The organism is Mycolicibacterium sichuanense, from assembly GCF_033741125.1.
GTDB lineage: Bacteria > Actinomycetota > Actinomycetes > Mycobacteriales > Mycobacteriaceae > Mycobacterium.
Genome location: NZ_JAWQPU010000014.1, coordinates 44011 through 68520 on the forward strand (window position 1 = coordinate 44011; position 24510 = coordinate 68520).

The 24510-nt window shown below is 70.0% G+C and carries 20 protein-coding genes; 6 read left to right on the plus strand and 14 right to left on the minus strand.

Features of this window, described 5'->3' with window-relative positions:
- Both SBI80_RS26680 and SBI80_RS26685 read right to left on the minus strand, forming a co-directional pair.
- Window positions 1-2406 carry a DUF6049 family protein gene (locus SBI80_RS26680; RefSeq protein ID WP_318978030.1) on the minus strand — a complete coding sequence of 802 codons (2406 nt, stop codon included), beginning with the start codon at window positions 2404-2406 and terminating at the stop codon, window positions 1-3.
- Window positions 2403-3188 carry an NUDIX hydrolase gene (locus SBI80_RS26685; RefSeq protein WP_318978032.1) on the minus strand — a complete coding sequence of 262 codons (786 nt, stop codon included), beginning with the start codon at window positions 3186-3188 and terminating at the stop codon, window positions 2403-2405. Before SBI80_RS26685 ends, SBI80_RS26680 begins: the two co-directional genes overlap by 4 nt.
- Before the next feature lie 109 nt (window positions 3189-3297).
- Here SBI80_RS26685 and SBI80_RS26690 point away from each other — a divergent pair, with 109 nt between their 5' ends.
- Both SBI80_RS26690 and SBI80_RS26695 read left to right on the plus strand, forming a co-directional pair.
- A complete protein-coding gene (locus SBI80_RS26690) occupies window positions 3298-4782 on the plus strand; it encodes a CCA tRNA nucleotidyltransferase (protein WP_318978034.1) in 1485 nt (494 codons plus the stop codon).
- Window positions 4783-4829: 47 nt separating this feature from the next.
- Entirely contained in the window at window positions 4830-5321 is a 492-nt protein-coding gene (locus SBI80_RS26695) for a pullulanase (RefSeq protein WP_318978035.1), read from the plus strand.
- On the opposite strand, the gene SBI80_RS26700 is transcribed toward SBI80_RS26695, so the two are convergent.
- Window positions 5318-6094 (minus strand): TIGR03084 family metal-binding protein, encoded by a 777-nt coding sequence (locus SBI80_RS26700; protein ID WP_318978036.1) that lies wholly within the window; start codon window positions 6092-6094, stop codon window positions 5318-5320. The two genes, SBI80_RS26695 and SBI80_RS26700, sit on opposite strands and share 4 nt — an antisense overlap.
- Window positions 6095-6113: 19 nt before the next feature.
- Window positions 6114-7400: an MFS transporter gene (locus SBI80_RS26705; RefSeq protein WP_318978038.1), complete on the minus strand. Its 1287-nt coding sequence runs from the start codon at window positions 7398-7400 to the stop codon at window positions 6114-6116.
- 132 nt (window positions 7401-7532) lie between these two features.
- Between SBI80_RS26705 and SBI80_RS26710 the strand changes: the two genes are divergently transcribed.
- Window positions 7533-8132 carry a YqgE/AlgH family protein gene (locus SBI80_RS26710; RefSeq protein WP_318978039.1) on the plus strand — a complete coding sequence of 200 codons (600 nt, stop codon included), beginning with the start codon at window positions 7533-7535 and terminating at the stop codon, window positions 8130-8132.
- Here the strand turns inward: SBI80_RS26710 and SBI80_RS26715 are convergent, their stop codons facing one another.
- Window positions 8133-8480: a hypothetical protein gene (locus tag SBI80_RS26715; protein WP_318978040.1), complete on the minus strand. Its 348-nt coding sequence runs from the start codon at window positions 8478-8480 to the stop codon at window positions 8133-8135. It abuts the gene before it with no gap.
- A 42-nt stretch (window positions 8481-8522) separates the two neighbouring features.
- Complete coding sequence (locus SBI80_RS26720) at window positions 8523-9443, minus strand: LpqN/LpqT family lipoprotein (RefSeq protein ID WP_318978042.1); 921 nt, start codon at window positions 9441-9443, stop codon at window positions 8523-8525.
- A gap of 245 nt (window positions 9444-9688) precedes the next feature.
- Between SBI80_RS26720 and SBI80_RS26725 the strand changes: the two genes are divergently transcribed.
- On the plus strand, window positions 9689-12562 hold the full coding sequence (locus SBI80_RS26725) for a leucine--tRNA ligase (RefSeq protein ID WP_413232818.1): 2874 nt from the start codon (window positions 9689-9691) through the stop codon (window positions 12560-12562).
- On the opposite strand, the gene SBI80_RS26730 is transcribed toward SBI80_RS26725, so the two are convergent.
- Both SBI80_RS26730 and SBI80_RS26735 read right to left on the minus strand, forming a co-directional pair.
- Entirely contained in the window at window positions 12559-14256 is a 1698-nt protein-coding gene (locus SBI80_RS26730) for an amidase (RefSeq protein WP_318978043.1), read from the minus strand. The genes SBI80_RS26725 and SBI80_RS26730 overlap by 4 nt on opposite strands.
- Window positions 14257-14264: 8 nt before the next feature.
- Window positions 14265-14930, minus strand: coding sequence for an SDR family oxidoreductase (locus SBI80_RS26735; RefSeq protein WP_318978078.1), 666 nt, complete (start codon window positions 14928-14930; stop codon window positions 14265-14267).
- An 88-nt stretch (window positions 14931-15018) separates the two neighbouring features.
- Here SBI80_RS26735 and ggh point away from each other — a divergent pair, with 88 nt between their 5' ends.
- The gene (gene ggh, locus SBI80_RS26740; protein ID WP_318978044.1) at window positions 15019-16359 is read left to right on the plus strand and encodes a glucosylglycerate hydrolase; all 1341 of its coding nucleotides are present in this window, start codon (window positions 15019-15021) and stop codon (window positions 16357-16359) included.
- On the opposite strand, the gene SBI80_RS26745 is transcribed toward ggh, so the two are convergent.
- From SBI80_RS26745 to SBI80_RS26755, 3 genes are all read right to left on the minus strand, one after another.
- On the minus strand, window positions 16360-16821 hold the full coding sequence (locus SBI80_RS26745; RefSeq protein WP_318978045.1) for a MarR family winged helix-turn-helix transcriptional regulator: 462 nt from the start codon (window positions 16819-16821) through the stop codon (window positions 16360-16362).
- Window positions 16822-16895: 74 nt separating this feature from the next.
- Complete coding sequence (locus tag SBI80_RS26750) at window positions 16896-17642, minus strand: amino acid ABC transporter ATP-binding protein (RefSeq protein WP_318978046.1); 747 nt, start codon at window positions 17640-17642, stop codon at window positions 16896-16898.
- Window positions 17639-19432, minus strand: a complete 1794-nt coding sequence (locus SBI80_RS26755) for an ABC transporter substrate-binding protein/permease (RefSeq protein WP_318978048.1) — start codon at window positions 19430-19432, stop codon at window positions 17639-17641. The genes SBI80_RS26750 and SBI80_RS26755 overlap by 4 nt, the downstream gene beginning before the upstream one ends.
- Before the next feature lie 164 nt (window positions 19433-19596).
- Here SBI80_RS26755 and SBI80_RS26760 point away from each other — a divergent pair, with 164 nt between their 5' ends.
- Entirely contained in the window at window positions 19597-20523 is a 927-nt protein-coding gene (locus SBI80_RS26760) for a DUF4344 domain-containing metallopeptidase (protein WP_318978050.1), read from the plus strand.
- Window positions 20524-20526: 3 nt separating this feature from the next.
- Here SBI80_RS26760 and SBI80_RS26765 read toward each other — a convergent pair whose 3' ends face one another.
- The 3 genes from SBI80_RS26765 to SBI80_RS26775 form a co-directional block, all read right to left on the minus strand.
- The gene (locus SBI80_RS26765) at window positions 20527-21333 is read right to left on the minus strand and encodes an LLM class F420-dependent oxidoreductase (protein ID WP_318978080.1); all 807 of its coding nucleotides are present in this window, start codon (window positions 21331-21333) and stop codon (window positions 20527-20529) included.
- A 108-nt stretch (window positions 21334-21441) separates the two neighbouring features.
- Window positions 21442-23514 (minus strand): PhoX family protein, encoded by a 2073-nt coding sequence (locus SBI80_RS26770; protein WP_318978052.1) that lies wholly within the window; start codon window positions 23512-23514, stop codon window positions 21442-21444.
- Window positions 23515-23609: 95 nt separating this feature from the next.
- Entirely contained in the window at window positions 23610-24503 is an 894-nt protein-coding gene (locus tag SBI80_RS26775) for an Rv0045c family esterase (RefSeq protein WP_318978054.1), read from the minus strand.
- Between the last annotated feature and the right edge of the window lie 7 nt (window positions 24504-24510).

A 24510-nucleotide genomic window follows, 5' to 3' on the forward strand; every position in this document is an offset into this window, starting at 1 on the left:
TCACCGGTCGTCGTCCGGCGCGTGGGCGAGCGCGACGTCGAGCGGATCGGGTCGGTCCTCGCCGTCCCGTCGGGATGGCCGATCGAGGTCGGCGCGGTCGGGTTGCCCGCGGAACCGGTGCCACAGCCGGCGACCGGCCAACAGCACCAGGACCGCGCCGGCGGACAGCGTGATGAAGAAGAGCACCTTGCCGTAGGCGTTCGAGTGCACCGACAGCCGGACGGGATCACCGAGGGGGAGTCCGTCGGTGGTCTGCAGGGCGACGTCCACGGCGACGCGCTGGGTGAAGTGCACCTCGATGGGCACCCGCAGCGGCAGGAACCCCGGCGGCAGCTCGATCTCGCCCATGTCCGTCACCGTCATCCCCGGTGGTGCGTCGACGTCGAGGCGGACCCGGATGGGCACGGGCAGGTCGTTGCGCAGGGCCAGCGGCAGCGGACTGCGCTCGGTGGCCAGCGTGTAGGAGCCACCGGGGTTGACGATCGTGACGGCGTGCAGCAGATCGTCGAGGGCGGCGCCGACGACCCGCACCCGTTGCGCACCGAGCCCGTTGCGGGAATCCGGCGGCACCGACTGGCTCAACGCCCGCAGCATGTCCTCTCGCAGCGGTGCGGTGTACTGCGTCCCGGTCAGACCGGTGCGCGGATCGCTGGTGAGCGCCCCGGTCAGGCCCCACAGCCGACCCGTGACGGCGGCGATCTCGGACGTCACCCCGCCGTCGATGGTGGCTCGCGGGTTGCCGAGCGCATCCGGTGGCAGCGGGGCACTTTCGGCCGGGGGAACGGCCGTGCTCTCGGCGATCACCGCGGTCAGCGGCCGCGGGACGGTCAGACCGGCACGGATCGAGGAGGCCAGGGTCGACAGGACCGCCTGGGCCTCCTCGGGCGGCAGGTTCCACGTCATCGGTGGCACCAGGATCTCGGTGCGGGGCTCGGAGCGCGGCTGCAGCGCGCGCCACAGCACGGCGGCCAGGGCATCCTCGCGGCGGGCGATGGGGGAGTCGTGGACCAGCGGGACGCCCAGCGAATCGTCCAGGTAAGACGGCGTGACGGGCATCGTGCCCGCGCCGGCCAGCGCGGCACCCACCGCGGGATCGAAGGGCGCGGTGACGACGTTGGGCCCGTAGCGGACGGGGTTCAGGTCGACGGGTGCAGCGTCACCGGATCCCGCATCCTGCGCGACGGTCGGACCCGCGGCGATCGCGACGGTCGGGCCGTGGTCGGACAGCAGGCGCACGGCCGGCCCCGTCAGCGGTCCGTCGCCGACGAGCGTCACGCCGCGGGTGGACGCGACGCCGAGGATCTGGTCGACGATGTCGCCGGCGTCGTGGGTGGCGATCGTCGCCAACCCGGGATCGCCGACCCGCGCCAGCGCGCCGAGGTCGGCCTGGGCGTACACCGTCGGCATCACGCACGACCGCTGGGCCAGCGCGCGTAATCGGTTGATCCAGTTGACCGCCGCGTCCTGTCCGGTGCCCGGATGGGTCGGGGAGCCGAGACCGCCCGACGGATCGTCGTTGACGACGTAGCCGGCGGTCATCGCGTTCACGGTCACCAGCAGATCGGGGTCGACGGCCAGGCACAGGGCGGTGCGGGTCTGCCCGGCCGGGTCGACGGTCGGGCTGGTGGCGAAGTCCGCGGCCGACAGCAGCGTGTCGAGCCGCCCGCCCGCGGCCAGCGAGGTGGCCAGCTCGTCGTCGCCGAGTCGTACCGGGGTGGTGCCGCCGGGTACGCCGGCGGCGAGCCGGGGCTTGTCGGCCAGCGGCCACAGCATCGTCACGCGAACGGGCCGGGAGGTGTCGGGCGGGACGACCGCGGACACCGAGTCGTCGGGTGCAGTGCTGGGGTCGGCGGGCACGCCGAGCACGGGCAGCAGGAAGCGGGCGTCGTCCAGGCGGGCGGGCGCCCCGTAGTCGGGTGTGCCGTTGACGTTGACCAGCGCCGGATAGATGCCCGGTTCGTCGATGCGCAGTGATGGCTGCTGTGTCGAGCGCACGGGGTAGGACAGCGTGAACGGCACGTGCTGGCCCTGCGCCAGCTCCGGCGCGACGGTGACGAAGTCGGCCACCGCCTCGTACTGGTCGACCCCGCCGGTCAGGTCGGTGCGCAGCGCGGTGGACGACGCGACCGCCGGCGCGTGCTCGAGGCGGACCATGATGTCGCGAACGGGCCGGTCACCGACGTTGGTGACCGTGCCGGTCACGGTGACGACGGGCTCGCTCGTCGTGTTGACGGTGTCCGGGGTGATGGTGTCGATGTGCAGCTGCAGGAACGGCCGCTGGCCGGGCTCGCCCGCGGCGGCGCGCGGCGCCACGGCGGGCATCACGATCAACGTCACCAAGGTGAGCACACTCAGGAGGCGGACTAGCGCGCGCGACCCGGCGATCCAAGCCGCCGAGCTCGTCATGGGCCTTGGCCGCAGCCGTTCGCCCGCCGGCCGGGTTGCGGAGTGTCCTCGGAACGGCGGTTGCGGGTGTGGGAATGCGTCTGCGGACGGCGCCGCGGCGCGCTGTGCGGCAGCGGCGGAAGGGAACCGGGGCCGTCGGTCTGGAGCTTGTCGATCAGCTCACCGGCCACTTCGGCGAGTTTGCGTTCGTCGGCGTAGGCCAGCCGGGACGGCAGGTCGACCAGGGGCACCCAGGCCACCTCGGTCACCTCGACGTCTTCGTCGGAGAGCTCGCCGTCGAGGAATCGCATCAGGTAATGGTGCACCGTCTTGTGGACCCGGCGCCCCTCGGTCACGAACCAGTAGTCGATGCTGCCGAGGGCGGCGAGCACGCTGCCCTGGATTCCGGTCTCCTCGGCGACCTCGCGGATCGCGGTCTGTTCGGCGGTCTCACCCTGTTCGATGTGGCCCTTGGGCAGCGACCACAGCATGCGTCCGCGCCGGTCGACCCGGCCGATGAGCGCGGCCACCTGACCGTCCTTGGGCCCGTCGATGCCGTCGATGACCAGTCCGCCGGCAGAGGTTTCGTGCACGGTGCGCAGGCGGTCGGGCGGCCGGCGGCCCTGACGGTTGGACGTGGGCTTGGCGGGAGCATCGGGATGGTGGCTGGGACTGGGACCGGGACGGGGTGCAGTCGCGGCATTGGGGGTGTCGGATGTACTCGCCTCCGGCGGGCCCGCAGAGCGTCGGCCGCGGCGCCGTCCTCGGCGCCGTCGTGGTTTGGCCCGTTCGCCCTCCGACACCCAAGCGATAGTAGCTGCCACCTGAATTGCTTCCCGAAGCACTCGCCGTCGTGGTCGGCTTGTCGCCGGGTCGTTACGCGCCCGTGAGCGCCCTATAGGCTCATCGAACGTGCCGAACGATCCTGCCGCTGGCCCTCCTGACTCGGGGGAGCTGTTGACTGCCGCCAAGGCGCTGCACAAGCACGCACCGATGCTTTGCGAGCTAGGCCGGTTGTTCGCTGACGCGGGCCACGAGCTGTACCTGGTCGGGGGCAGCGTCCGGGACGCCCTCCTGGACCGCCCGCTCACCGACCTGGACTTCACCACCGATGCGCGGCCCGACCGCGTGCAGCAGGTGGTGCGTCGCTGGGCCGACGGATTGTGGGACACCGGCATCGAGTTCGGGACCGTTGGCGTCGGCAAGGGGACCGAGCGCCTCGAGATCACCACGTTCCGCGCCGATGCCTACGACCGCGTCACGCGGAACCCACAGGTCCGGTTCGGCGATCGGTTGGACGACGACCTGGTGCGCCGCGACTTCACCGCGAACGCGATGGCGGTGCGCATCACGCCGACCGGCCTCGGTGAATTCCACGACCCCCTAGGCGGTTTGGCCGCCATCCGGGACCGCGTGCTCGATACCCCGGCAGTACCGGACGTGTCGTTCGGCGACGATCCGCTGCGGATGCTGCGAGCGGCGCGGTTCGTCTCGCAGCTCGGCTTCGACGTCGCCCCCCGGGTCCGCGAGGCGATGACGCGGATGGCCGGTGAGCTGGGCCGGATCACCGTCGAGCGGGTTGCGGCCGAGCTCGACAAGATGATGCTGGGTGCCGACCCCGTCGCCGGGGTGGACCTGATGGTGCAGACCGGTCTCGGCGACGTGGTGCTGCCAGAGGTGGGCGGCATGCGCATGGCCATCGACGAGCACCACCAGCACAAGGACGTCTACCAGCATTCGCTGACGGTGCTGCGGCAGGCGATGGACCTGGAGGGCTCCGGAGAGCAGGAGCGCAGCGACCGGGGTAGTGGTGGAGGTCCCGACCTGGTGCTGCGATGGGCGGCGCTGCTGCACGACATCGGCAAGCCCGCCACCCGCCGACTCGAGAGCGACGGCGGCGTCAGCTTCCACCACCACGAGGTGGTCGGGGCGAAGATGACCCGTAAGCGGCTGCGCGCGCTGAAGTACTCGAATCAGATGGTCGACGACGTATCGCAGCTGGTGTACCTGCATCTGCGCTTCCACGGCTACGGCGACGGCAAGTGGACCGACTCGGCGGTCCGGCGCTACGTCACCGACGCCGGCCCGCTGGTGGACCGGTTGCACAAGCTGGTCCGCGCCGACTGCACCACCCGCAACAAGCGCCGCGCGGCGCGACTGCAGGCCAACTACGACGACCTGGAGAACCGCATCATCGAGCTGGCCGCGAAGGAGGACCTGCAGCGGGTGCGTCCCGATCTCGACGGCAACGAGATCATGCGGATCCTGGACATCCCGGCGGGCCCGCAGGTCGGGCAGGCGTGGAAGTACCTCAAGGAGCTGCGGCTGGACCGCGGGCCGCTCGAGCACGACGAGGCCGTCGCCGAGTTGAAGAAGTGGTGGAACGAGCAGGCGTGACCGTGCGTCCTACCTTCTAGGCGAGCGAAGCGACGGGGGTTGCAGCAGTGGACTACTGCCTGGGTGACGGCGATGGCTCGGCGACCATGTGGTCGGCGGAGCCGGCCGTGGACACCGACGACGACGGTGTGTTCGACGCGATCGGCCTGGACTTCGACGGGGACGGCCGCTTCGACGACGCGCTGGCCGATCTCGACGGTGACGGCACCGCCGACCACCTCGTCCTCGATCTCGGGGGAGACGAGTCGCGACTGACCGATGACGGCTCGGGTACCTGGACGGTCGGCGTCGACGGCCGGTCCGGGCAGGTGCGCTGGCTCGGGCTGGACGGAGTCGAACGCACGGGCGGCCCGCTGGTGGACGTCGACGGCGACGGTCAGATCGACGATCGGGTGCTCGACGTCGACCGTGACGGGCTGGCAGATCGCGCGCTCGTCGGCGGGGACGCCTACGTCGACACCGACGGTGACGGGCGGTGGGACGTCAAGCTGTCGGACTCCGACGGCGACGGTTTGGCCGACGCCGCGACCCAGCTCTAGTCCCGGCCCGCACCGGGCGGCCCGGCGAACGCCTGCGCGATGGTCAGCCACGTCGCCGCGTCGTCCCCGACCGCGGTCACGTCGAGCTGCGCGCGGGGGCGGCGCTGGGTGACCAGCATGCAGAAGTCCTCGGCTGCCCCGGTGACGCGCTGGGCGGCGTCGTCTGGACCCCAGGACCACGTCGAACCATCCGGGGCGGTCAGCTCGACGCGGAATGGTTCGGACGGCACCGGCAGCCCATGCACGGTGAACGCGAAGTCCCTGGTGCGCACCCCGATGTGGGCGATCGAGCGCAACCGGGCCGTCGCGGGCCGGGTGACGCCCAGCGCGTCGGCGACGTCGAGACCGTGCGCCCACGTCTCCATCAGTCGGGCGGTCGCCATCGACGCGGCGCTCATCGGCGGGCCGAACCACGGCAGTTTCCTGCCGTCGTCGACCCGGCGCAGTTCGTCGTGCAGTCGGGCGCGCGTGCCGCGCCACTCGGCGAGCAGCTCGGCGGGTGGGGTCTCGGCGAGCCGTTCGGCGCCTTCGTCGACGAAGCCGAGGGGATTGGCCGCCGCCTCGCGGAGCACGTCGGCGAACTTCGGCTCGTCGGTCACCGCGATCACCGACACCCGGTCGGTCCACCACAGGTGGGCGATCTGGTGGGCGATGGTCCAGCCCGGAGCGGGGGTCGCCTGCCGCCAGCCGTCGTCGTCCAGTCCGGCGACCAGGTCGTCCAGCGCGTCACTCTCGGCCCGCAGGTCGGCTACCACGGCGTCGGGTCCTGGCATGCGGTAACGGTAACCCGCGTCACCCGGCGGGCGAGGCGCGGCGCCGTCCCACGGTGGCGTGCACGCCCAGCCCGACGAGGTAGACGACGGCGCCCGCGACCACCAGCGCGGGCGAGTGCCCGTCGACGGGGATGACGGCCGCGCACGCCGAGATCGACGCGACCAAGGCGACCCAGAACAGCGAGTCCTGCACGGTGAAGACGTGCCCGCGGAGGGCGTCGTCGACGTCGAGCTGCATGGCCGAGTCGCCGCACAGCTTCACCAGCTGTCCAGCAGTCCCGAGCAGGAAACCGCACGCCATCATGATCGGCAGATGAAGGCCGACGGCCGCCAGCTGGATCACCGCGGCGCACGCGAGCGCGACGTTGGCCGTGGCGTACCGGCCCCAGCGGCGCACCACGATCGGGGTGAGGAGGTTGGCCAGGAACGATCCGAGCCCGGTGGAGGCGGCGAACAGCACGGCGACGCCGAGGCCGGCGACGTTCTCCGAGCCACTGTGCCGCACGATGATCAGCACCAGCAGCGTGTTGATCCCGAACGCCACGCGGTGCGCCACAACCCCCGACAGCGTGCCCGCCACGCTGGGGACGGTGACCGCGGTGCGCAGGCCGTAACCCCATCCGGTGGCGACGGCGTAGGCCACCGACCCGTGCACCGCGCGCGCCGAATCGTCGGGTCCGAGCACGTGGGGTGCGAACCGCATCGACAGGAACCAGGCCAGTGCCACCGCTGCCGCGGCCATGAACAGCGCCGCGGCAGAGCCGGCGTCGCCCGCTCCGAACAGCCAGCGCGGCACCAGCATGAAGATCGCCCCGAAGAACAGCGTCGCCGCGCTGACGGCGGTGGCGACGGAGTTCATCGTCAGCACCTGTTCCCTGGGTACGACGTGTGGCAGGCCAGCGGACAATCCCGAGGTGACGAATCGGGTGAACCCGTTGACGACCAGCGACCCGAGCAGGATCCACGGCGCCCCGGCGCTGAACTCCAGCAGCAGCGCCACCGCCACCATGAGCAGCACCCTGGCGGCGTTGGCGCCGATCAGCACCGCGCGGCGGTCCCACCGGTCGAGCAGGGCACCGGCGAACGGGCCGAGCAGCGAATACGGCAGGTACAGCACCGCGAACGAGCCGGCGATCTCCCACGGACTGGTGGCCCGGTCCGGGTTGAACAGCAGTGCACCCACCAGGCCGCCTTGGAACAGTCCGTCGCCGAACGAGCTGACCGCGCGCAGTTCGAGGAGCCTGCGGAATTCGGGGAGCGCTCGGACCGCCCGCCACAGGACGATGCGGTTGTGGGGCGTGGCCAAGTGTCATCCGATGTCGGTTGGGGGTGTGCGGCGCGAAGAGACCGCTCGACCATCCTACGAAGAATCGCGAATCGACCGGCACGGCCGCGCCTGATCGCCACCATCGGCGCACGCTGGTGACATGATGGTTGGGTGTCAGAGGACCCGGAGGACCACATCGCTCCCGCGACGCACCGGGTACGCGCGGGCACGCTGCTGCTCGCCAATACCGACCTGGTGGAGCCGACGTTCCGCCGCAGCGTGATCTACGTCGTCGAGCACAACGACGGCGGCACCCTCGGCGTGGTGCTCAACCACCCCAGCGAGACGCCCGTGTTCAACGTGCTGCCGCAGTGGACCAAGCTCGCGACCAAGCCGAAGACGATGTTCGTGGGCGGTCCGGTCAAGCGGGATGCCGCGTTGTGCCTGGCGACCCTGCGCGCGGGCGTGCAACCGAACGACGTGCCCGGTCTGCGGCACGTGCAGGGCCGGATCGTCATGGTCGACCTCGACGCCGACCCGGACACCATCGCGCCTGCGGTCGAAGGGGTGCGCATCTACGCCGGCTACTCCGGCTGGACTATCGGTCAGCTCGAGGGCGAGATCGAACGCGACGACTGGATCGTGCTGTCGGCGCTACCGTCCGACGTGCACGTCGAACCCCGGGTGGATCTGTGGGGCCGGATCTTGCGCCGGCAGCCGATGCCGTTGTCGCTGTTGGCGACCCATCCGATCGACCTCAGCCGCAACTAGTCAGCGGCAGGACAGTGTGCAGGCCGCGCAGGAACCGGCGCATCCGGCGTCGGCGGTAGTCGCCTCGCTGCGGGCCACCACCTTGGCGCTCTGGTAGCACCCGGCTGCCACGGTGCCGACGGCGCCGAGGACCGCGACCACCAGAGCCAGCACGCCCGCCTGGTGGGGTGCGGCCAGGGCGACCACTCCGCCGGCTGCCAGCATCACCGCGGCGGCGAGTTGCGTGGGGACGACGGCCCGCAGGATCTGCTGGACGCCGTCGGCCGACTGCGGCCGCGCCATCGACCAGAACCCCGACGCGGCGGTCGCCACGGCGGCGCAGAGGCACAGCACGGCGGCGATCAGCATGGCCCCACAATACGAGGCCGGGTGCCGTCGCGCGGTCCGGGGTTAGCGGGGCAGACCGAGCGGCTGCGCGGCGGCGGGCGACGCGGCAGGTGCGGCGGGAGCAGGAGTCGGAGCCGCGGGTGCTGCAGGTGCGGCGGGGGCAGGCGGGGTCGCGTCGGGTGAGCTGACCCGGAACCCGGTGACGATGGCGTCGGTGGCCGAGCCGGTGGCGACCGACACCTGCGCGCTGGTGGTCACCGACAGCGAGACCAGGTACCGGTCGGGTCCCGACGTCGCGATGGTGTGCCGCCGCGAGGTGTTCAGCGTCATGTTGTTCTGCCGGTAGGTGCCCTCGATCAGCGCCGACGGCATGCCGCCGAAGTCGGCCAGCGAGCCGTCGGTGGGGCGCCAGGCGGGCAGCTGCTGGGTGTCCACGAGGCCGTGGCTGATGGCCTCCTTCGGATCGAAGTCACCCACCAGCTTGTAGACCTGGACCGCGGCGTTGGACGTGTACAGCCCGTCCCCGCCGAGGCGGTCGGCGATCACGGCGAACGCGTCGGGCACGTTCGGATCGGGGACCTGGCTCCATCCGGTGGGCATGGGCAGCACGATGTTCAGCGCCTTGAAGTCGGCGGCGCGCTGGGGTTCCATCGCGACGTTCTTGGACTTGAAGAAGTCGCTCAGCGTGCCCGAGGCCGCCGGGACGATGGTCGAGACGGGTGCGGCGGGTACGACCGGCTGGGCGACGGTCAGGCCGGGGGTGGTGCCGGCGACGGGGGAGGCCGCCAGCAGCTGTCCTGGCGTCGCGGCGGCCGCGGCGGGTGCCCCGGCCTGCACGGTGACGGTCTGGGTCACGGTGGCGGGGGCAGGGGCGGGAACGCCGGGTTCGGCCGTCGCCGTGGTGCCGGCCAGCCCGAGCACGCATGCCGATCCCGCCGCGAAGCCACCCACCAGAAGTCCCCAACGACGGGCATTTTCGAACATCTAAACGTCGGTCCTTCCGAGTCGTGCGGGTCTCTCGGGTCGACCAGGCGGCGGCTGCCTCCGTGGTGCCTCCGTGGCCGGGCGACCGACTGTATCCACGTCGCGACGCATGCCACCAGGCCCGGAATCGACCTGCAACCTTGCCCTGACCCCTCTGCAATGGAACCGATACCAACCCGTTGCCCCCGCCGAGCTCGCAGACGTGCGGTGCAGGTGAGGGGCGCGGCGTTGACTACCCTGTTCACGTGACTGATCAGGAAGGTGGCTCCGACACTCCGCTGCGCCGCTATGACGCGGCGCTGGCCGGGCGGATCGAACGCACCTGGCAGGAGAACTGGGCCCGGCTGGGGACGTTCCACGTCCCGAACCCGGTGGGGTCTCTCGCGCCCGCCGACGGCTCGGATGTTCCCCAGGACAAGATGTTCGTCCAGGACATGTTCCCGTACCCGTCGGGTGACGGTCTGCACGTCGGGCACCCGCTGGGTTACATCGCGACCGACGTCTACGCGCGGTACTTCCGGATGACGGGGCGAAACGTCCTGCACGCGTTGGGTTTCGACGCGTTCGGCCTGCCCGCCGAGCAGTACGCGGTGCAGACGGGCACGCATCCGCGTACCCGCACCGAGGCCAACATCGTCAACTTCCGGCGCCAGCTCGGCCGGCTCGGCCTCGGCCACGACGCCCGCCGCAGCTTCTCCACCACCGACACCGACTTCTACAAGTGGACGCAGTGGATCTTCCTGCAGATCTACGGGGCCTGGTTCGACCAGACCGCGAACAAGGCCCGCCCCATCGGCGAGCTGATCGAGGAGTTCGAATCGGGCGCCCGGGTCCCCGACGGCACGCCGTGGGCCGAGCTGACGGCCGGCGAGCGGGCCGACCTGATCGACTCCTACCGGCTGGTTTACCGGGCAGATTCGATGGTCAACTGGTGCCCGGGGCTGGGCACGGTGCTGGCCAACGAGGAGGTCACCTCCGACGGCCGCAGTGACCGGGGCAACTACCCCGTCTTCCGGAAGCAGTTGCGGCAGTGGATGATGCGCATCACCGCCTATTCCGACCGGTTGCTCGAGGATCTCGACGTGCTGGACTGGCCGGACAAGGTCAAGGCCATGCAGCGCAACTGGATCGGCCGCTCGACCGGCGCCGAGGTGCGCTTCGCCACCGACGCCGGGGACGTCGAGGTGTTCACCACCCGGCCCGACACCCTGTACGGCGCGACCTACCTGGTGCTGGCCCCCGAGCACGCGCTGGTCGACGCCCTGATCGCCTCGTTGGGCGAGCGCAGCGACGGAGACGGTTCGGGGTGGCCCGAGGGCACCGATGACCGGTGGACGTTCGGCGGCGAGACTCCCGCGGCGGCCGTGGCGGCCTACCGCGCGGCAGTCGCCGCCAAGTCCGACCTGGAGCGTCAGGAGAACAAGTCCAAGACCGGTGTGTTCACCGGCGCGTACGCCACCAATCCCGTGAACGGCGAACGTATTCCGGTGTTCATCGCCGACTACGTCCTGGCGGGCTATGGCACCGGGGCGATCATGGCCGTGCCGAGTGGCGACCAGCGCGACTGGGAGTTCGCGACGGCCTTCGGGTTGCCGATCGTCGAAGTGGTCTCAGGTGGTGACGTGTCCAAGGGCGCGTACCACGGCGACGGCGTGCTGGTGAACTCCGGCGAGCTGAACGGGTTGAGCGTGGCCTCTGCCAAGGAGGCGATCGTCGCGCGCTTGGAGGCGCAGGGTCGCGGCCGCGCCCGCGTCGAATACAAGCTGAGGGACTGGTTGTTCGCCCGGCAAAGGTATTGGGGCGAACCATTTCCCATCGTCTACGACGAGGACGGTCGTGCCCACGGGTTACCGGCGTCGGCGCTGCCCGTCGAGCTGCCCGACATTCCCGACTACGCGCCGGTCCAGTTCGACCCCGACGACGCCGACAGCGAACCGTCGCCGCCGCTGGGCAAGGCCACCGAGTGGGTGCACGTCGAGCTCGACCTGGGCGACGGGTTGAAGTCCTACACCCGCGACACCAACGTGATGCCGCAGTGGGCGGGCAGCTCCTGGTACGAGCTGCGCTACGCCGATCCGCACAACTCCCGAGAGTTCTGTGCCAAGGAGAACGAGGCGTACTGGATGGGCCCGCGGCCCGCCGAGCACGGGCCCGCCGACCCAGGCGGCGTCGACCTGTACGTCGGTGGCGTCGAGCACGCCGTGCTGCACCTGCTGTACTCGAGGTTCTGGCACAAGGTGCTCTACGACCTGGGCCACGTCAGTTCGCGCGAGCCCTACCGGCGATTGGTCAACCAGGGTTACATCCAGGCCTTCGCCTACACCGATGCGCGTGGGTCCTACGTTCCCGCAGCCGAAGTCGTCGAGCGCGACGCCAAGTTCTACTGGCCGGGACCCGACGGTGAGGTCGAGGTCAACCGCGAGTTCGGCAAGATCGGCAAGAGCCTGAAGAACTCGGTGTCTCCCGACGAGATCTGCGAGGAGTACGGCGCGGACACCCTGCGGGTGTACGAGATGTCGATGGGCCCATTGGAGGCCTCGCGGCCGTGGGCGACCAAGGACGTCGTCGGCGCCTACCGGTTCCTGCAGCGGGTCTGGCGCGCGGTGGTCGACGAGGGCACCGGCGCCGAGCGCGTGGTCGAGCACGAGCAGCTGTCCGAGGCGACGCTGCGCTTGCTCAACAAGACCATCGCGGGTGTCGCGGAAGACTATGCGGGACTTCGCAACAACACCGCCGCAGCCAAGCTCATCGAATACACCAACCACCTGACCAAGGAAGACGTGACGGCGCGCGCCGCCGTCGAACCCCTGGTCCTGATGGTCGCGCCGCTGGCGCCGCACCTGGCCGAGGAGCTGTGGCGCCGTCTCGGCCACGACACGTCGCTGGCGCACGGACCCTTCCCGCAGGCCGACCCGGCCTACCTGGTGGAGGACACCGTCGAGTATCCGGTGCAGGTCAACGGCAAGGTGCGCGGCCGGATCACCGTTGCCGCCGACGCCGATGCCGACGCCCTGGAGGCTGCCGCGCTGGCCGACGAGAAGGTCGTCGCGTTCATGGCCGGCGCTGCCCCTCGCAAGGTCATCGTGGTCGCGGGCAAGCTGGTCAACATCGTCCTCTAGGCGAGCGGGGGCGTGCGCGGCGGCGGTGTCCGCCGGGTGCCCGTCGCCTCCACCGCGGCGGCGTAGCGCAACAGCGCCACGTCGTCGTACGCGCGGCCGGCGATGGTCAGTCCCACCGGCATGCCGATGTCGGGCATCGTCCCCATCGGCACGGTGACGGTGGGGATGCCGAGATGGCGAATCGCCAAGTTGCCGTTCGCAACCCACACGCCGTTGCGCCAGCCGAGGTCGGCCGACGCGGTGTCGACGTCCATGTCGGACGGTCCGACGTCGGCGACCGCGGGGAAGATCACGGCGTCCAGACCCAACCTGTCCATCCAGTCCTCGAGGTCGACCTTGCGGGTGCGCTCCAAGGCGTGCACGCCTTCGCCGATGGTGGGGATGCCGAGGAACGAGCCGATCGGGTTCTCGCGGATGAAGTCAGGATAGGCGGCGATGTCGTCGTCGAAGCCGTGGTAGCGGTCGGGCAGCGCGCCGGGCGGGGCAGGGAAGATCAGGCTGCCGTCGACGTCGGCGAGCCGGTTGAGCGCGGGATCGCCGTTGGTCGCCAGGAAGTCGTCCCACGCCCAGGCCGACAGGTCGAGGAGCTCGCGGCGCAGGAACTCCGGGTCGACGAAGCCGCGCGTGCCGATGGTGGGCGCGCCGGCGCGGTCGCCCTCGTACTTGCTCACCACGGGGAAGTCGACGTCGACGACCTCCGCGCCGGCGCCGTGCAGATCGCGCCGGAGCGCGTCGAACAGCGCCACGATCGACGGCCGTGTCTCGATCCGTGTCCCGGTCGGTCCGCCGATGCCGGTGGCACCAACACCCGCGTCCGGGTCGGCGTTGAGGTACATCCGCGGAACCCCGAACCGGCGTCCCGCCAACGCTTCTCGGCCGATTGCCAGGGAGGAGTAGGACGGCGGCCGCATCTCGTCGATGCGGGGTAGCGTCACCCACGGCTGCAATCGCCAGAAGTCGCCGCGGGCGTCGGGGTCCTCGGCGACGAGCGCCTCGAGCACCTCCAACAGGTCGGCCATGGTTCGGGTGTGCGGCACCACCACGTCCATCGTCGGCACCAGTGGCCAACCGCCGCGGGTGGAGATGACCCCGCGCGAGGGGGTGTAGGCGCACAGCCCGTTGTTCGACGCGGGGCCGCGGCCCGACGACCACGTCTCCTCGCCGATGCCGAAGGCACACAGCGACGCCGCCGTTGCCGAGCCGGACCCGTTCGACGACCCCGACGCGAACGGTGCGGTGAGATACTCTGCACTGTAGGGACTTTCGGCCCGGCCGTAGAGGCCGCGCTGCATGCCCCCGTTGGCCATCGGCGGCATGTTGGTCAACCCGATCAGCACTGCCCCGGCCCGGCGCAGCCGTTCGACGACGAACGAATCACGTTGCGCCGTAAGGTGTTCGAATGCCGGACTGCCTGCCGCTACGGTCAGCCCGCGGGCCTGGTAGCTGTCCTTGATCGTGTACGGGATGCCGTCCAGCGGACCGTAGGGTTGACCCGCTCGGCGCCGCGCGTCGGAGGCGGCGGCGTCGGCTCTGGCCTCGGGGTTGGCCACCACGACGGCGTTGAGCGCGCCGTCGTAGGCCGCGATGCGCGCCAGGTGGGCCTCGAGCAGCTCGACCGCGCTCACCCGGCCGTCGGCCAACGCACGGCGCATCTGGGCGATCGACGCCTCGTGAACCTGGAACCCGTCGGTCATCGCGGTGGCTATCGCTGCCGGACGACGATCTCGTGGACGTGCCCGTCGGGCGGCGTCGCGATCGCCTGCGCCACCACTGCGGCCACCGTCTGCGGCCGCATGAACCGCTGCGGCTCGTACTCGCCCTCCTCGTAGGCCACGAGGTCGCGCTGCATGTCGCTGTCGAACCGGCCGGGGTGCACCGAGGTCACCCGTAGCGCCGGCTCGTCGTTGCGCAGCGAGTCGGCGAACGACCGCAGCGCGAACTTGCTCGCCGAGTACGACGCCATCCCCGGCGAGGCCTTGAGGCCGGCGCCGGAGTTGATGAACACCACCTGCCCGCGGGCGCTGCGCAACGCGGGAAGCAGCGCGAGCGTCAGTGCGACGGCGCCGACGACGTTCACCTCGAAGGTGGCCCGCCACTCCTCGACGCTGGACTCGGCCACGCGGCCGGGATGGGCCACGCCCGCGTTGTGGACCAGCACGTCCAGGTCGGTCAGCACCTCCGCGGCGGACTCGATCGAGTCGGGGTCGGCGAGGTCCAACGGCCAGGTCGGGGCGCCGAGACGGGCGGCGAGGGCATCGAGGCGGTCCGACGGGCGACCGGCCAGCAGCAGGGTGTGGGTGGGGGCGAGGGCCTCGGCGATGGCAGCACCGAGACCGCCTCCGGCGCCCGTGATCATCGCCGTCGGCATCTTCTCGTCATCCGGGTGCTCATCGGAAACCACACCGGGAACCCTACCGACCTGCGCGCTGGCCCCGGGCGTCGCATGATTGTTCTCGATGCCACCCGATTCGAGCTTCGCGCCCACCCAGCTTGCGGCCCGCGCCGCCTATCTGCTGCGTGGCAATGACCTCGGCGTGATGACGACCGCCGCCCCGCTGCTGTACCCGCACATGTGGAGTTGGGATGCCGCATTCGTGACGATCGGGCTGGCGCCGCTGAGCGTCGAGCGCGCGGTCGTCGAACTGGACACCCTGCTCTCGGCGCAGTGGGCCAACGGGATGATCCCGCACATCGTGTTCGCCAACGGCGTGGACGGGTACTTCCCCGGCCCGGCCCGGTGGGCGACGTCCGCACTGGCGGCGAACGCGCCGAAGAACCGACACACCTCCGGCATCACCCAACCGCCGGTGCACGCGATCGCGGTGCAACGCATCCTCGACCACGCCCGCACCCGCGGGCGGTCCACCCGGGCGGTCGCCGAGGCCTTCCTCGACCGGCGCTGGCCGGACCTGGTCCGCTGGCACCGTTGGCTGGCCGAGGCGCGGGATCCCGACGAACGCGGCCGGGTGACGATCCATCACGGCTGGGAGTCCGGCATGGACAACTCCCCGCGGTGGGATGGCGCCTACGCCAACGTCGTTCCCGGGGTGGTGCCGGAATATCAGCGCGAGGACAACACGATCGTCACCGACGCCTCGCAACGGCCATCGGATCTCGAGTACGACCGCTACATGTGGCTGGTCGAGGAGATGAAGTCGGTCAACTACGACGACGCGCTGCTGCCGAAGGTGATGAGCTTCGCGGTAGAGGACGCGTTCGTCTCGGCGGTGCTGTCGGTGGCGTGCACCGTCCTCGCCGAGATCGGCGAGGACTACAAGCGCCCGCATGCCGACGTCCGCGACCTCTACGCCTGGGCGGACCGGTTCCGCCGCGGGGTGGTGGAGAGCACCGACGAACGCACCGGTGGCGCAAGGGATTACGATCTTCGGGCCAAGAAGTGGATAGGCACCGAGACGGTGGCGCAGTTCTCGCCGCTGCTGTGCGGCGGCCTCTCCCACGATCGTGAGCGCACCCTGCTTCGATTGCTCGAGGGGCCGCGCTTCTGCGGGCACCCCGATCTGAAGTACTCACTGATCCCGTCGACGTCGCCGGTGTCGAGGGACTTCCGGGCGCGCGAGTACTGGCGCGGGCCGGTCTGGCCGGTGGTGACGTGGCTGTTCTCGTGGTGCTTCGCGCGGCGCGGATGGGCCGAGCGGTCGGCGAGCCTACGCCGGGAGGGCCTGCGCCAGGCCAGCGACGGCACCTTCGCCGAGTACTACGAACCGTTCACCGGTGAGCCGCTGGGCAGCATGCAGCAGTCATGGACGGCGGCGGCGGTGCTGGACTGGCTGGGCTGACTAGCTGCCCTGCTCGGCCAACCGGGCAAGTGGCGCAAGGGCATTGGCGAGGGTCCCGCGTTCTTCGGCGCTGAGCTTGCTCAGCATTGCGGCCAGCTGGGCGCGACGGGTCGCCAGCGCCTCCCGGTGCTGTACCAGGCCGCGCGGCGTCACGTCGACCAGCACGGCCCGCAGATCGGACGGGTCGCGGGACCGCTTGACCAGCCCCAGTTTCTCGAGTCGGCGGATGGCGACCGTCGTCGTGGGGGTGCGGACCCGCTCGTGCGCGGCGAGATCGGTCATCCTGATCGGACCGAGATCCAGCAACGTCAGCAGGATGGACAGCTGCGCCAGAGTGAGGTCGGCGCCGCCCTCGGGGGTGTTCTTGTTGGAGTCGCTTCGCCGCAGCACGGAGAAGAGCTTGGAGAGCACCTGCTGCAGCTCTCCGGCCAGCTCAGTGACCTGCGGTTCGGTCTCAACCATAATTCGCTAGTCTAACCTGTCACCGGCTGTCAGATAGTGCACATGGGGGTTTCGGTGGATCGGGCCCGGCCCGATTACAGCACCTGCGACAGGAACTGGCGCAACCGGTCGGTTTCGGCGGCGTCGAAGAGCTGATCGGGCGACCCGGACTCGACCACCTTGCCGTGGTCCATGAACACCACGGCGTCGGCTGCCGATCTGGCGAAGCCCATCTCGTGGGTGACGACGACCATCGTCATGCCGTCCTGGCCGAGCTCGGCGATCAGCGCCAGGATGCCCTTGACCAATTCGGGATCCAGCGCCGAGGTGGCCTCGTCGAAGAACATCACCTGCGGGGCCATGGCGAGGGCACGGGCGATGGCGACGCGCTGCTGCTGACCGCCCGAAAGCGTGGCGGGCCGGACGTCGGCCTTGTGCCGCAAGCCCACCCGCTCCAGCTGGGCGAGCCCCAGCTCGCGGGCCACGTCGGCGTCGAGGCGCTTGAGCCGCCGCGGCGCCAGCGTGACGTTGTCGAGCACGGTCCGGTGCGGGAACAGGTTGAACTGCTGGAACACCATGCCGATCCGCTGCCGCAGGGCGTTGGGGTTGTCACGCAGTACCGAGCGGCCGTCGAGCAGGATGTCGCCGCGGTCGGGCTCGTGCAGCCGGTTCAGCACCCGCAGCAGGGTCGACTTACCCGATCCCGACGGCCCGATCACCGCGGTTGTGGTGCCCGCCGGAACGTCGAGGTCGATGCCCCGTAACACGGCGTTCTCACCGAAGGACAGGTGAATGTCGTTGGCGGCCAGCGATACCGGCTCGAACTTCACGGGGGCGCTCACACCATCTCCTGATTCGCCGCTGGGCTGGCAGGTCCGGCCGGGTCCTCGGTATCGGCCACGGGTCTGCCCCGGCGCAGCCGGTTGTCGATGTAGTTCACCAGGTGGGTCAGTGGGATGGTCAGGGCGAGGTAGAACAGGCCGGCGGCCACCAGCGGTGACAGGTTGCCGGTCTGTGCGTTGAGGTCGCGGCCCACCTGGAACAGCTCGCGCTGGCTGGCGATCAGGCCGAGGAAGTACACCAGCGAGGAGGCCTTCAGCAGCGAGATGAACTGGTTGACCAGCGCCGGCAAGACGCGTCGAATGCCCTGTGGCACCACGACCAACCGCATCGAAAGCGAGTAGCTGAAGCCCAGGGCGCGGGAGGCCTCCAGCTGCCCGGCCTCCACGCTCTGGATGCCCGAACGCAGGATCTCTCCGACGTAGGCCGCCGCCATCAGACCTAGCGCGGCGATGCCGAGGGGGTAGGGGTCGTTTCCGGTCAGACCGCCCACGATCGGGCCGATGCCCAGCCCGATCAGCAGGATGATGACCACCTCGGGCAGCCCGCGGAACACGTCGGTGTAGACCCGTGCCGGCCACCGCAGCCAGCGGGTGCTCGAGATGCCGGCGATCGCCAGACCCATGCCGAGGACGAGGCCGATGACGCTGGCGCTGACGGTCAGGATCAGCGTGTTGGGCAGCCCGGTGGTGAACAGGTCCGGGATTGCCTTGCGGTAGAGATCCCAGTTCAGGAACGAGTCCTTCAGTTGCCGAAGAACAGATTTCGGTACCACGCCGGAGTTGTCGGCGGCGGGCTTCGCGTTGGCCGCGATCGACGCGAAGTCCGGCAGCTGAGGCGCCGGCGCCGCCTTGGAGCCGGGTTTCCAGCCGGGCGGCAGCGCGCGGGGCACCCAGTCGGAGTAGAGCTTGGCCCACGTGCCGTCGGCGATCACCGCGTCCAGCCCCGCGTTGAGCGCATCGATCAGCGGCTTGTTCTCCTTGGCCACGGCGTAGGCGACGAAGTTGTCCAGGCTGAAGGTGTTCTCGACGATCTGGGCGGGGTCACCGGCCTGCACCGTGCCGACGGCCTGCTGCGACGGTGCGACCCACGCGTCGATCTGGCGGGTCTTTAGGCTGGCGTAGACGGTGTTGTAGTCGGGGAACTTGACCGGGTCCAGATGCAGGGTGTCGACGACGTAGGCCTCCTGGACGGTGCCCTGCACCACGCCGATCCGTTGCCCCGCGGCCAGTTGCGAGAAGCTCTTGAGCGCCGATCCCGAAGGTACGACCAGCGAGAAGTAACCGAAGTCATAGCCGTTGGTGAAGCCGACGGTTTGGCGGCGGGCATCGGTGGTGGTGATGGACGACGAGCCGACGTCGAACCGCCGGGACGCCACCTGCGCCAGCAGGCCGGAGAAGTCGGTGCCGACGAAGTTGACCTTGAGGCCGAGCTTGTCGGCGATGGCACGCAGCAGCTCGTTGTCGAAGCCGGTGAACTGTCCCTTGGAGTCGATGCAGATGCTCGGTGGGGCGTCGGAGAGGGTGCCGACGGTCAGCACGCCGGGGGTGCCGAGGCCGAGTGCGCCGACGTCGACCGGCAGTGGCTCCACGCCCGGTGTCGTGTACTTGTCGGCGCCGGGCCCCTTGGCGGCCGACGACAGGTTGGTCGGCAGCGCGCTGGCGCTGTCGACTCCCGGTGGCGCGCACTGGTCGACGTCGGCCGCGGCCGGCGGTGCCAGCCCGACCATCATCGCCATGATGGCCAGCAGCGCGGCCACGCGCACGCGCGCCCGGCTCGAGTCGAGGGTCATCCTTAGCAAGGTACTTGGCGGGCCGGCCGTGGCACGCCTTCGGCTCGGGACGAATCGATGTCGCGGCACCAAGACTTATTGACGCAGGCGAAAGCCGAATCCCCTAGGATTCGAGGTGCCCGGAGAGGGGATGGCCCCCGCCGGACGAACGGGGGGATGTGCGGGTGGCGAGTGACTTTCGGGTGGGTCTGGTCGGCGTCGTCGCGGCGCTCACTGCGCTGGGCGTGGTGACGGCGGGATGCGGACATCGGGAGACGCCGGCGGGTCCGGCGCCGTCGACGATGGAGGTCTCGACCGCCGAGATCGCCGCACCGACTCCTACCCAGACCGACGTCAACGGCAACGGCAAGCCGGATGGCGATCCCTCGGACGAGGATTGGCCCGGCAAGATGACCGTCGTCTACGAGGACGCCACCACCCCGGACGCCATCCGGGGCCGCAAGCTCATGCAGGACGCCAACCTGCTGCCGCAACTCGCCGACGACATCAACGCCACGCTCAAACTTCCCTACGACATTCCGTTGAAGGGTTCGCAATGCGATGAGCCCAACGACTTCTGGAGTCCGTCGGACCAGGCGATGACGATGTGTTACGAGGACGTCGCCAACAGCCTGGACATCTACCGGCGGCTGGGCGACGAGGATCCCGAGCAGGGCGCCTTCAACGAGGCGATGGCCGCGTTCTATCACGAGACCGGCCACATGGTGATCGACGTCTACCAGCTGCCGGCGCTCGGCCGTGAGGAGGACGTCGCCGACCAGGCTTCGGTGTACCTGCTGATGAGGCCCGACGACGAGGGCAACTACGACAAGGGCTCCGTCCAGGCCGTCTTGGATTCCGCCCGCTGGTTCGAGGCCATGAACGACGACGACGGCGGCTGGACGGATCCGGAGATGATGGCCGACCCGCACTCTCCGGACAAGGCTCGGATGTACGACATGGTGTGCTGGGTCTACGGCGCGGACCCCGACGACACCGGCGACGTGGTCGCGGCCAAGCTGCTGCCAGAGCAGCGCGCCGAGCAATGCGGCTTCGAATACCAGAAGCTGGACAGGGCCTGGAGCACCCTGCTCCACCCGTATCTGAAGTAACGCTCAGCGGCCGTCGCGCCAGCGGCAGAGCGCCTCGGCCGCGGTGAGGTCGTAATCCGGGCCGTTGACCCCGATGGTCAACAGGCTCACGCCAAGCCCGACGAGTGCCTCGGCGTTGGCGATCATTGCCGCGAGCCCCTCACCCCGGCCGACACCGCTGTTGTCCTCCACCCCCGCCGAACGCTCGATGGACGACGCGTCGCGGCCGAGCTCGGCGCAATGACGGTCGAGCACGGCGGCCTTGCCGGGGTAGGTCTCGGCGGTGGTGAACCCGTGCCACATGTGGGCGTACTCGGCGACCAAGCGCAGGGTCTTCTTCTCGCCCTGGCCACCGATCAGGATCGGAATGTCGCGCACCGGAGCGGGATTGAGCTTGCCGAGCCGTGAGGTGATGCGCGGCATGGCGGCGGCGAGATCGTCGAGGCGGCTGCCCACTGTGCCGAACTCATAGCCGTACTCGTCGTAATCCTTCTGCTTCCAGCCCGAGCCGATGCCGAGGATCAGCCGGCCGTCGGAGATGTTGTCCACCGTGCGGGCCATGTCGGCGAGCAACTCGGGATTTCGGTAGGAGTTGCACGTGACCAGCGCACCGATTTCGATGCGGGACGTCTGCTCGGCCCATGCGCCGAGCATGGTCCAGCATTCGTAGTGCGCGCCGTCGGGATCGCCGTAGAGCGGATAGAAGTGGTCCCAGTTGAATGCGACGTCGACGCCCAGGTCCTCGCACCGCAGCACGGCGTCGCGCAGATGGCCGTAGTTGGGGGCGTGCTGAGGCTGAAGCTGGACGCCGATGCGGGTGGGGAAGGTCATCGAAGAAGTCACGTCACCTGCATACCCCTTCTCCCCGCGAACAGACGCAAACGGCCCTCGTTTGGCACGATCGAGGGCACTTTGCGTCTGCTCGGCGGGCCGCCTCACTTAGACGCCGATGTCCGCCCCGTCGCGCCAGACCGCCACCACCGACGGTCGGGCCGTACCGTTGCCGCCCTCGGGCCACCGCGACAGCGGATCGTCGACGGTGTTGTCGTCGCTCTCGCCGGGATGCTGCACGCAGACCGTGACGAGGTCGTCGGTGACGACCGGGCCGCACGTCTCGGCGCCCAGCGGGACGGTGAGGAACTGCCGGGTCTCGCCGCGGTTGGGACCCTCGAGAGCGACGGCGAACAGTCCGTCGTTGGAGTCGAGCGCGTTGCCGTCGGTCGAGATCCACAGGTTGCCGTGGCGGTCGAACGCGAGGTTGTCCGGGCAGGAGATCGGGCTGACCTTGGTCTTGTCGAAGCCGCCGTAGTAGGTGTCGGCCGCGGCCGGATCTCCGCACACCAGAAGCAGATTCCAGCTGAACGTGGTGCCGGCGTGGTCGTCGGTCAGCTCGAGGATCTGACCGCTCTTGTTGTCGGTGCGCGGGTTGGCGGCGTCGGGGCCGGCCTCGCCCGGTGCGCCGCGCTCGTCGTTGTTGGTCAGTGCGACGTACACCTTGCCGGTCTTCGGGTTGGCCTCGAAGTCCTCGGGGCGGTCCATCTTGGTCGCGCCGGCCTTGTCGGCGGCGAACCGGGTGAACACGGCGACCTCCTGCGGCGTCATGCCCGCGACGAGCGACTCGCCGGTGCCGTTCGGACCGGACCGCAGCAGGGGCAGCCACGTGCCGCTGCCGGAGAATGCACCGGCGCTGGGCAGCGTTCCGGATCCGTCGATCTCGGCGGCCGGCACGTCGCTGGTGAGCTTGGCGACGTAGAGGGTGCCCTCGTCGAGGATCGTCAGGTTGTGCGCCATCGCGGCCGCATCGGTTCCTGGCTGAATCTTCTTGGCCGACACGAACTTGTACATGTAGTCGAAGCGCTCGTCGTCGCCGGTGTAGGCGACGACGGTGCCGTCGCCGGTGACGTAGATGGTGGCACCCTCGTGCTTGAGCCGGCCCAGCGCGGTGTGCTTCACCGGTGTCGACCCGGGATCCCACGGGTCGACCTCGACGACGTAGCCGAACCGGTTGACCTCGTTCGGGGACTTCGTCAGGTCGAAGCGTGGGTCGAAGGTCTCCCACTTGCGTTCGGAGGCCTTCAGCTTCACGCCGTAACGCTTGAACTGATCACGGGTGACCGGACTCGGCGTTCCAGCACCCTCTGGCGCGCCGAAGTAACCGTTGAAGTTCTCTTCACCGGAGAGCACGGTGCCCCACGGGGTGACACCGCCGGCGCAGTTGGCGAAGGTGCCGGCCACGGTGCGTCCGGTCGGATCGGCGGTGGTCTTGACGAAGTCGCTGCCCGCACCGGGGCCGGTCAGCGTGAACGCGGTGTCGGCGGTGATCCGGCGGTTGCGCGGACCCAGCACCGGCACCAAACCCCGTGGGCCGCGCTCGACCTCGACGACGCTCAATCCGTGTGCGGCGATGGCGATGTCGAACTGTTCGCGGGTGGGTTTGGCGGCGGCGTAACCGGGATGCATGAACTGCTCGGTGGTGTACTCGTGGTTGACGACCAGCAGATAGCGCCCCGGTGTGCCCGGGATCGGGAGCAGCCCGGCGAAGTCGTTGTTGAACCCGAATTGCCCGCGCTGGGCGGCGGCGCTCTGTTTGGCGACGTCGAAGGCCGGGGCGCCGGGCAGCACGGGGTCACCCCAGCTGATCACCACCGCCTGTCGGTAGCCGTCGGGCACCACGACGACGTCCTCGGTGTTGGGCGCCACGGCGGTGAAGTTCATCCCGGGTGGGATCATCGCCTCGGGGATGCTCGATGACGGTGCAGCAGTTGGCGCTCGGTCCGTCGAGCAGGCGGCAAGGGCCGATCCCGCGCCGACGGCAAGGACGGTGACCGCGCCGGCGCGCAGCGCGGCCCGACGCGACACGGACTGGCGGACGATGTCGCCGAAGTACTCGTTGGCACTGGTGTTCGGGGCCGGATGCGCACAGGCGTCGGCGCACCGGTAGCGGCATGTCACGCGCTGCCGCGAGGACCGTCCGTCGTGGGTGATGAACAGGTTCAATGGCAGAAGCGCCATGCGGGGTGAATCCTTCCAACGGTGGACGACCGTGGGAAACTTACGGATTCCTGTTGAGCAGCTGTGAACGGGCGGATGAACGCAGCCTTACGGGATCAGTCCGCCAGCACCGCGGCCAGGATGTCGACCAGGGCCCGCGGCTGATCTCCCTGCACGGAGTGTCCCGCGTCGGCCACCACGTGGGTGCGCTGGAAACCGGGCGCACCCGCGGCGAAGGCCGCGGCGTCGGCATCTTCGACGAAGAAGGAGTTGGCACCGCGCACCAGCGTGGTCGGCATGGTGATGGCGGGGACGTCGTCCCATAGGCCCTCGAAGCCGTCACCCTTGCGGAACGAGTCGTAGCGCCAGGTCCAGGTGCCGTCGTCGAGCCGCTTGCTGTTGTGGAACACGCCGCGGCGCAATGAGTTTCGATCCCGGTGCGGGGATGCCGCGATGGTGACGTCGAGCATGGCGGCGAAGCTGGGGAACTCCCGGTCGCCCTTGACCAGCGCGACGGCGCCCTGCTGCGCCTTGGTCATCTGCTCGTGGCGCTCGGGCGCCGAGGGCGTGACGTCGACCAGCACCAGCCGCGGCACCAGCGCGGGTTCGGTGGCGGCGATGCGCAGCGCGGTCAGTCCACCGAGGGACATGCCGACGACCAAGCGTGGGCTCGGCGCCCACTCGCGCAGGATCGGCCGCAGCGTCTCGGCGTTGAGCCTGGGTCCGTAGTCGCCGTCCTCCCGCCACGCCGAGCGGCCGTGGCCGGGCAGATCCAGGGCCAGCGCGGGCAGGCCGAGGCCGAGGATGACGGTGTCCCAGGTGTGGGCGTTCTGCCCACCGCCGTGCAGGAAGACGATCTGCGGGTCATCCGCACCCCACTTCAGGGCGCTGATCGAGCCGGCGTCGATGCGCTCGACCGGCGGCAGCGGTCCCGTCGCCCCGATCTGTTCGGCGTTCTCGGGCAGCAGGGCGAACTCGCCGAGCCCCAGCAGCTCGTCGTCGGTGACCACGGCCCAA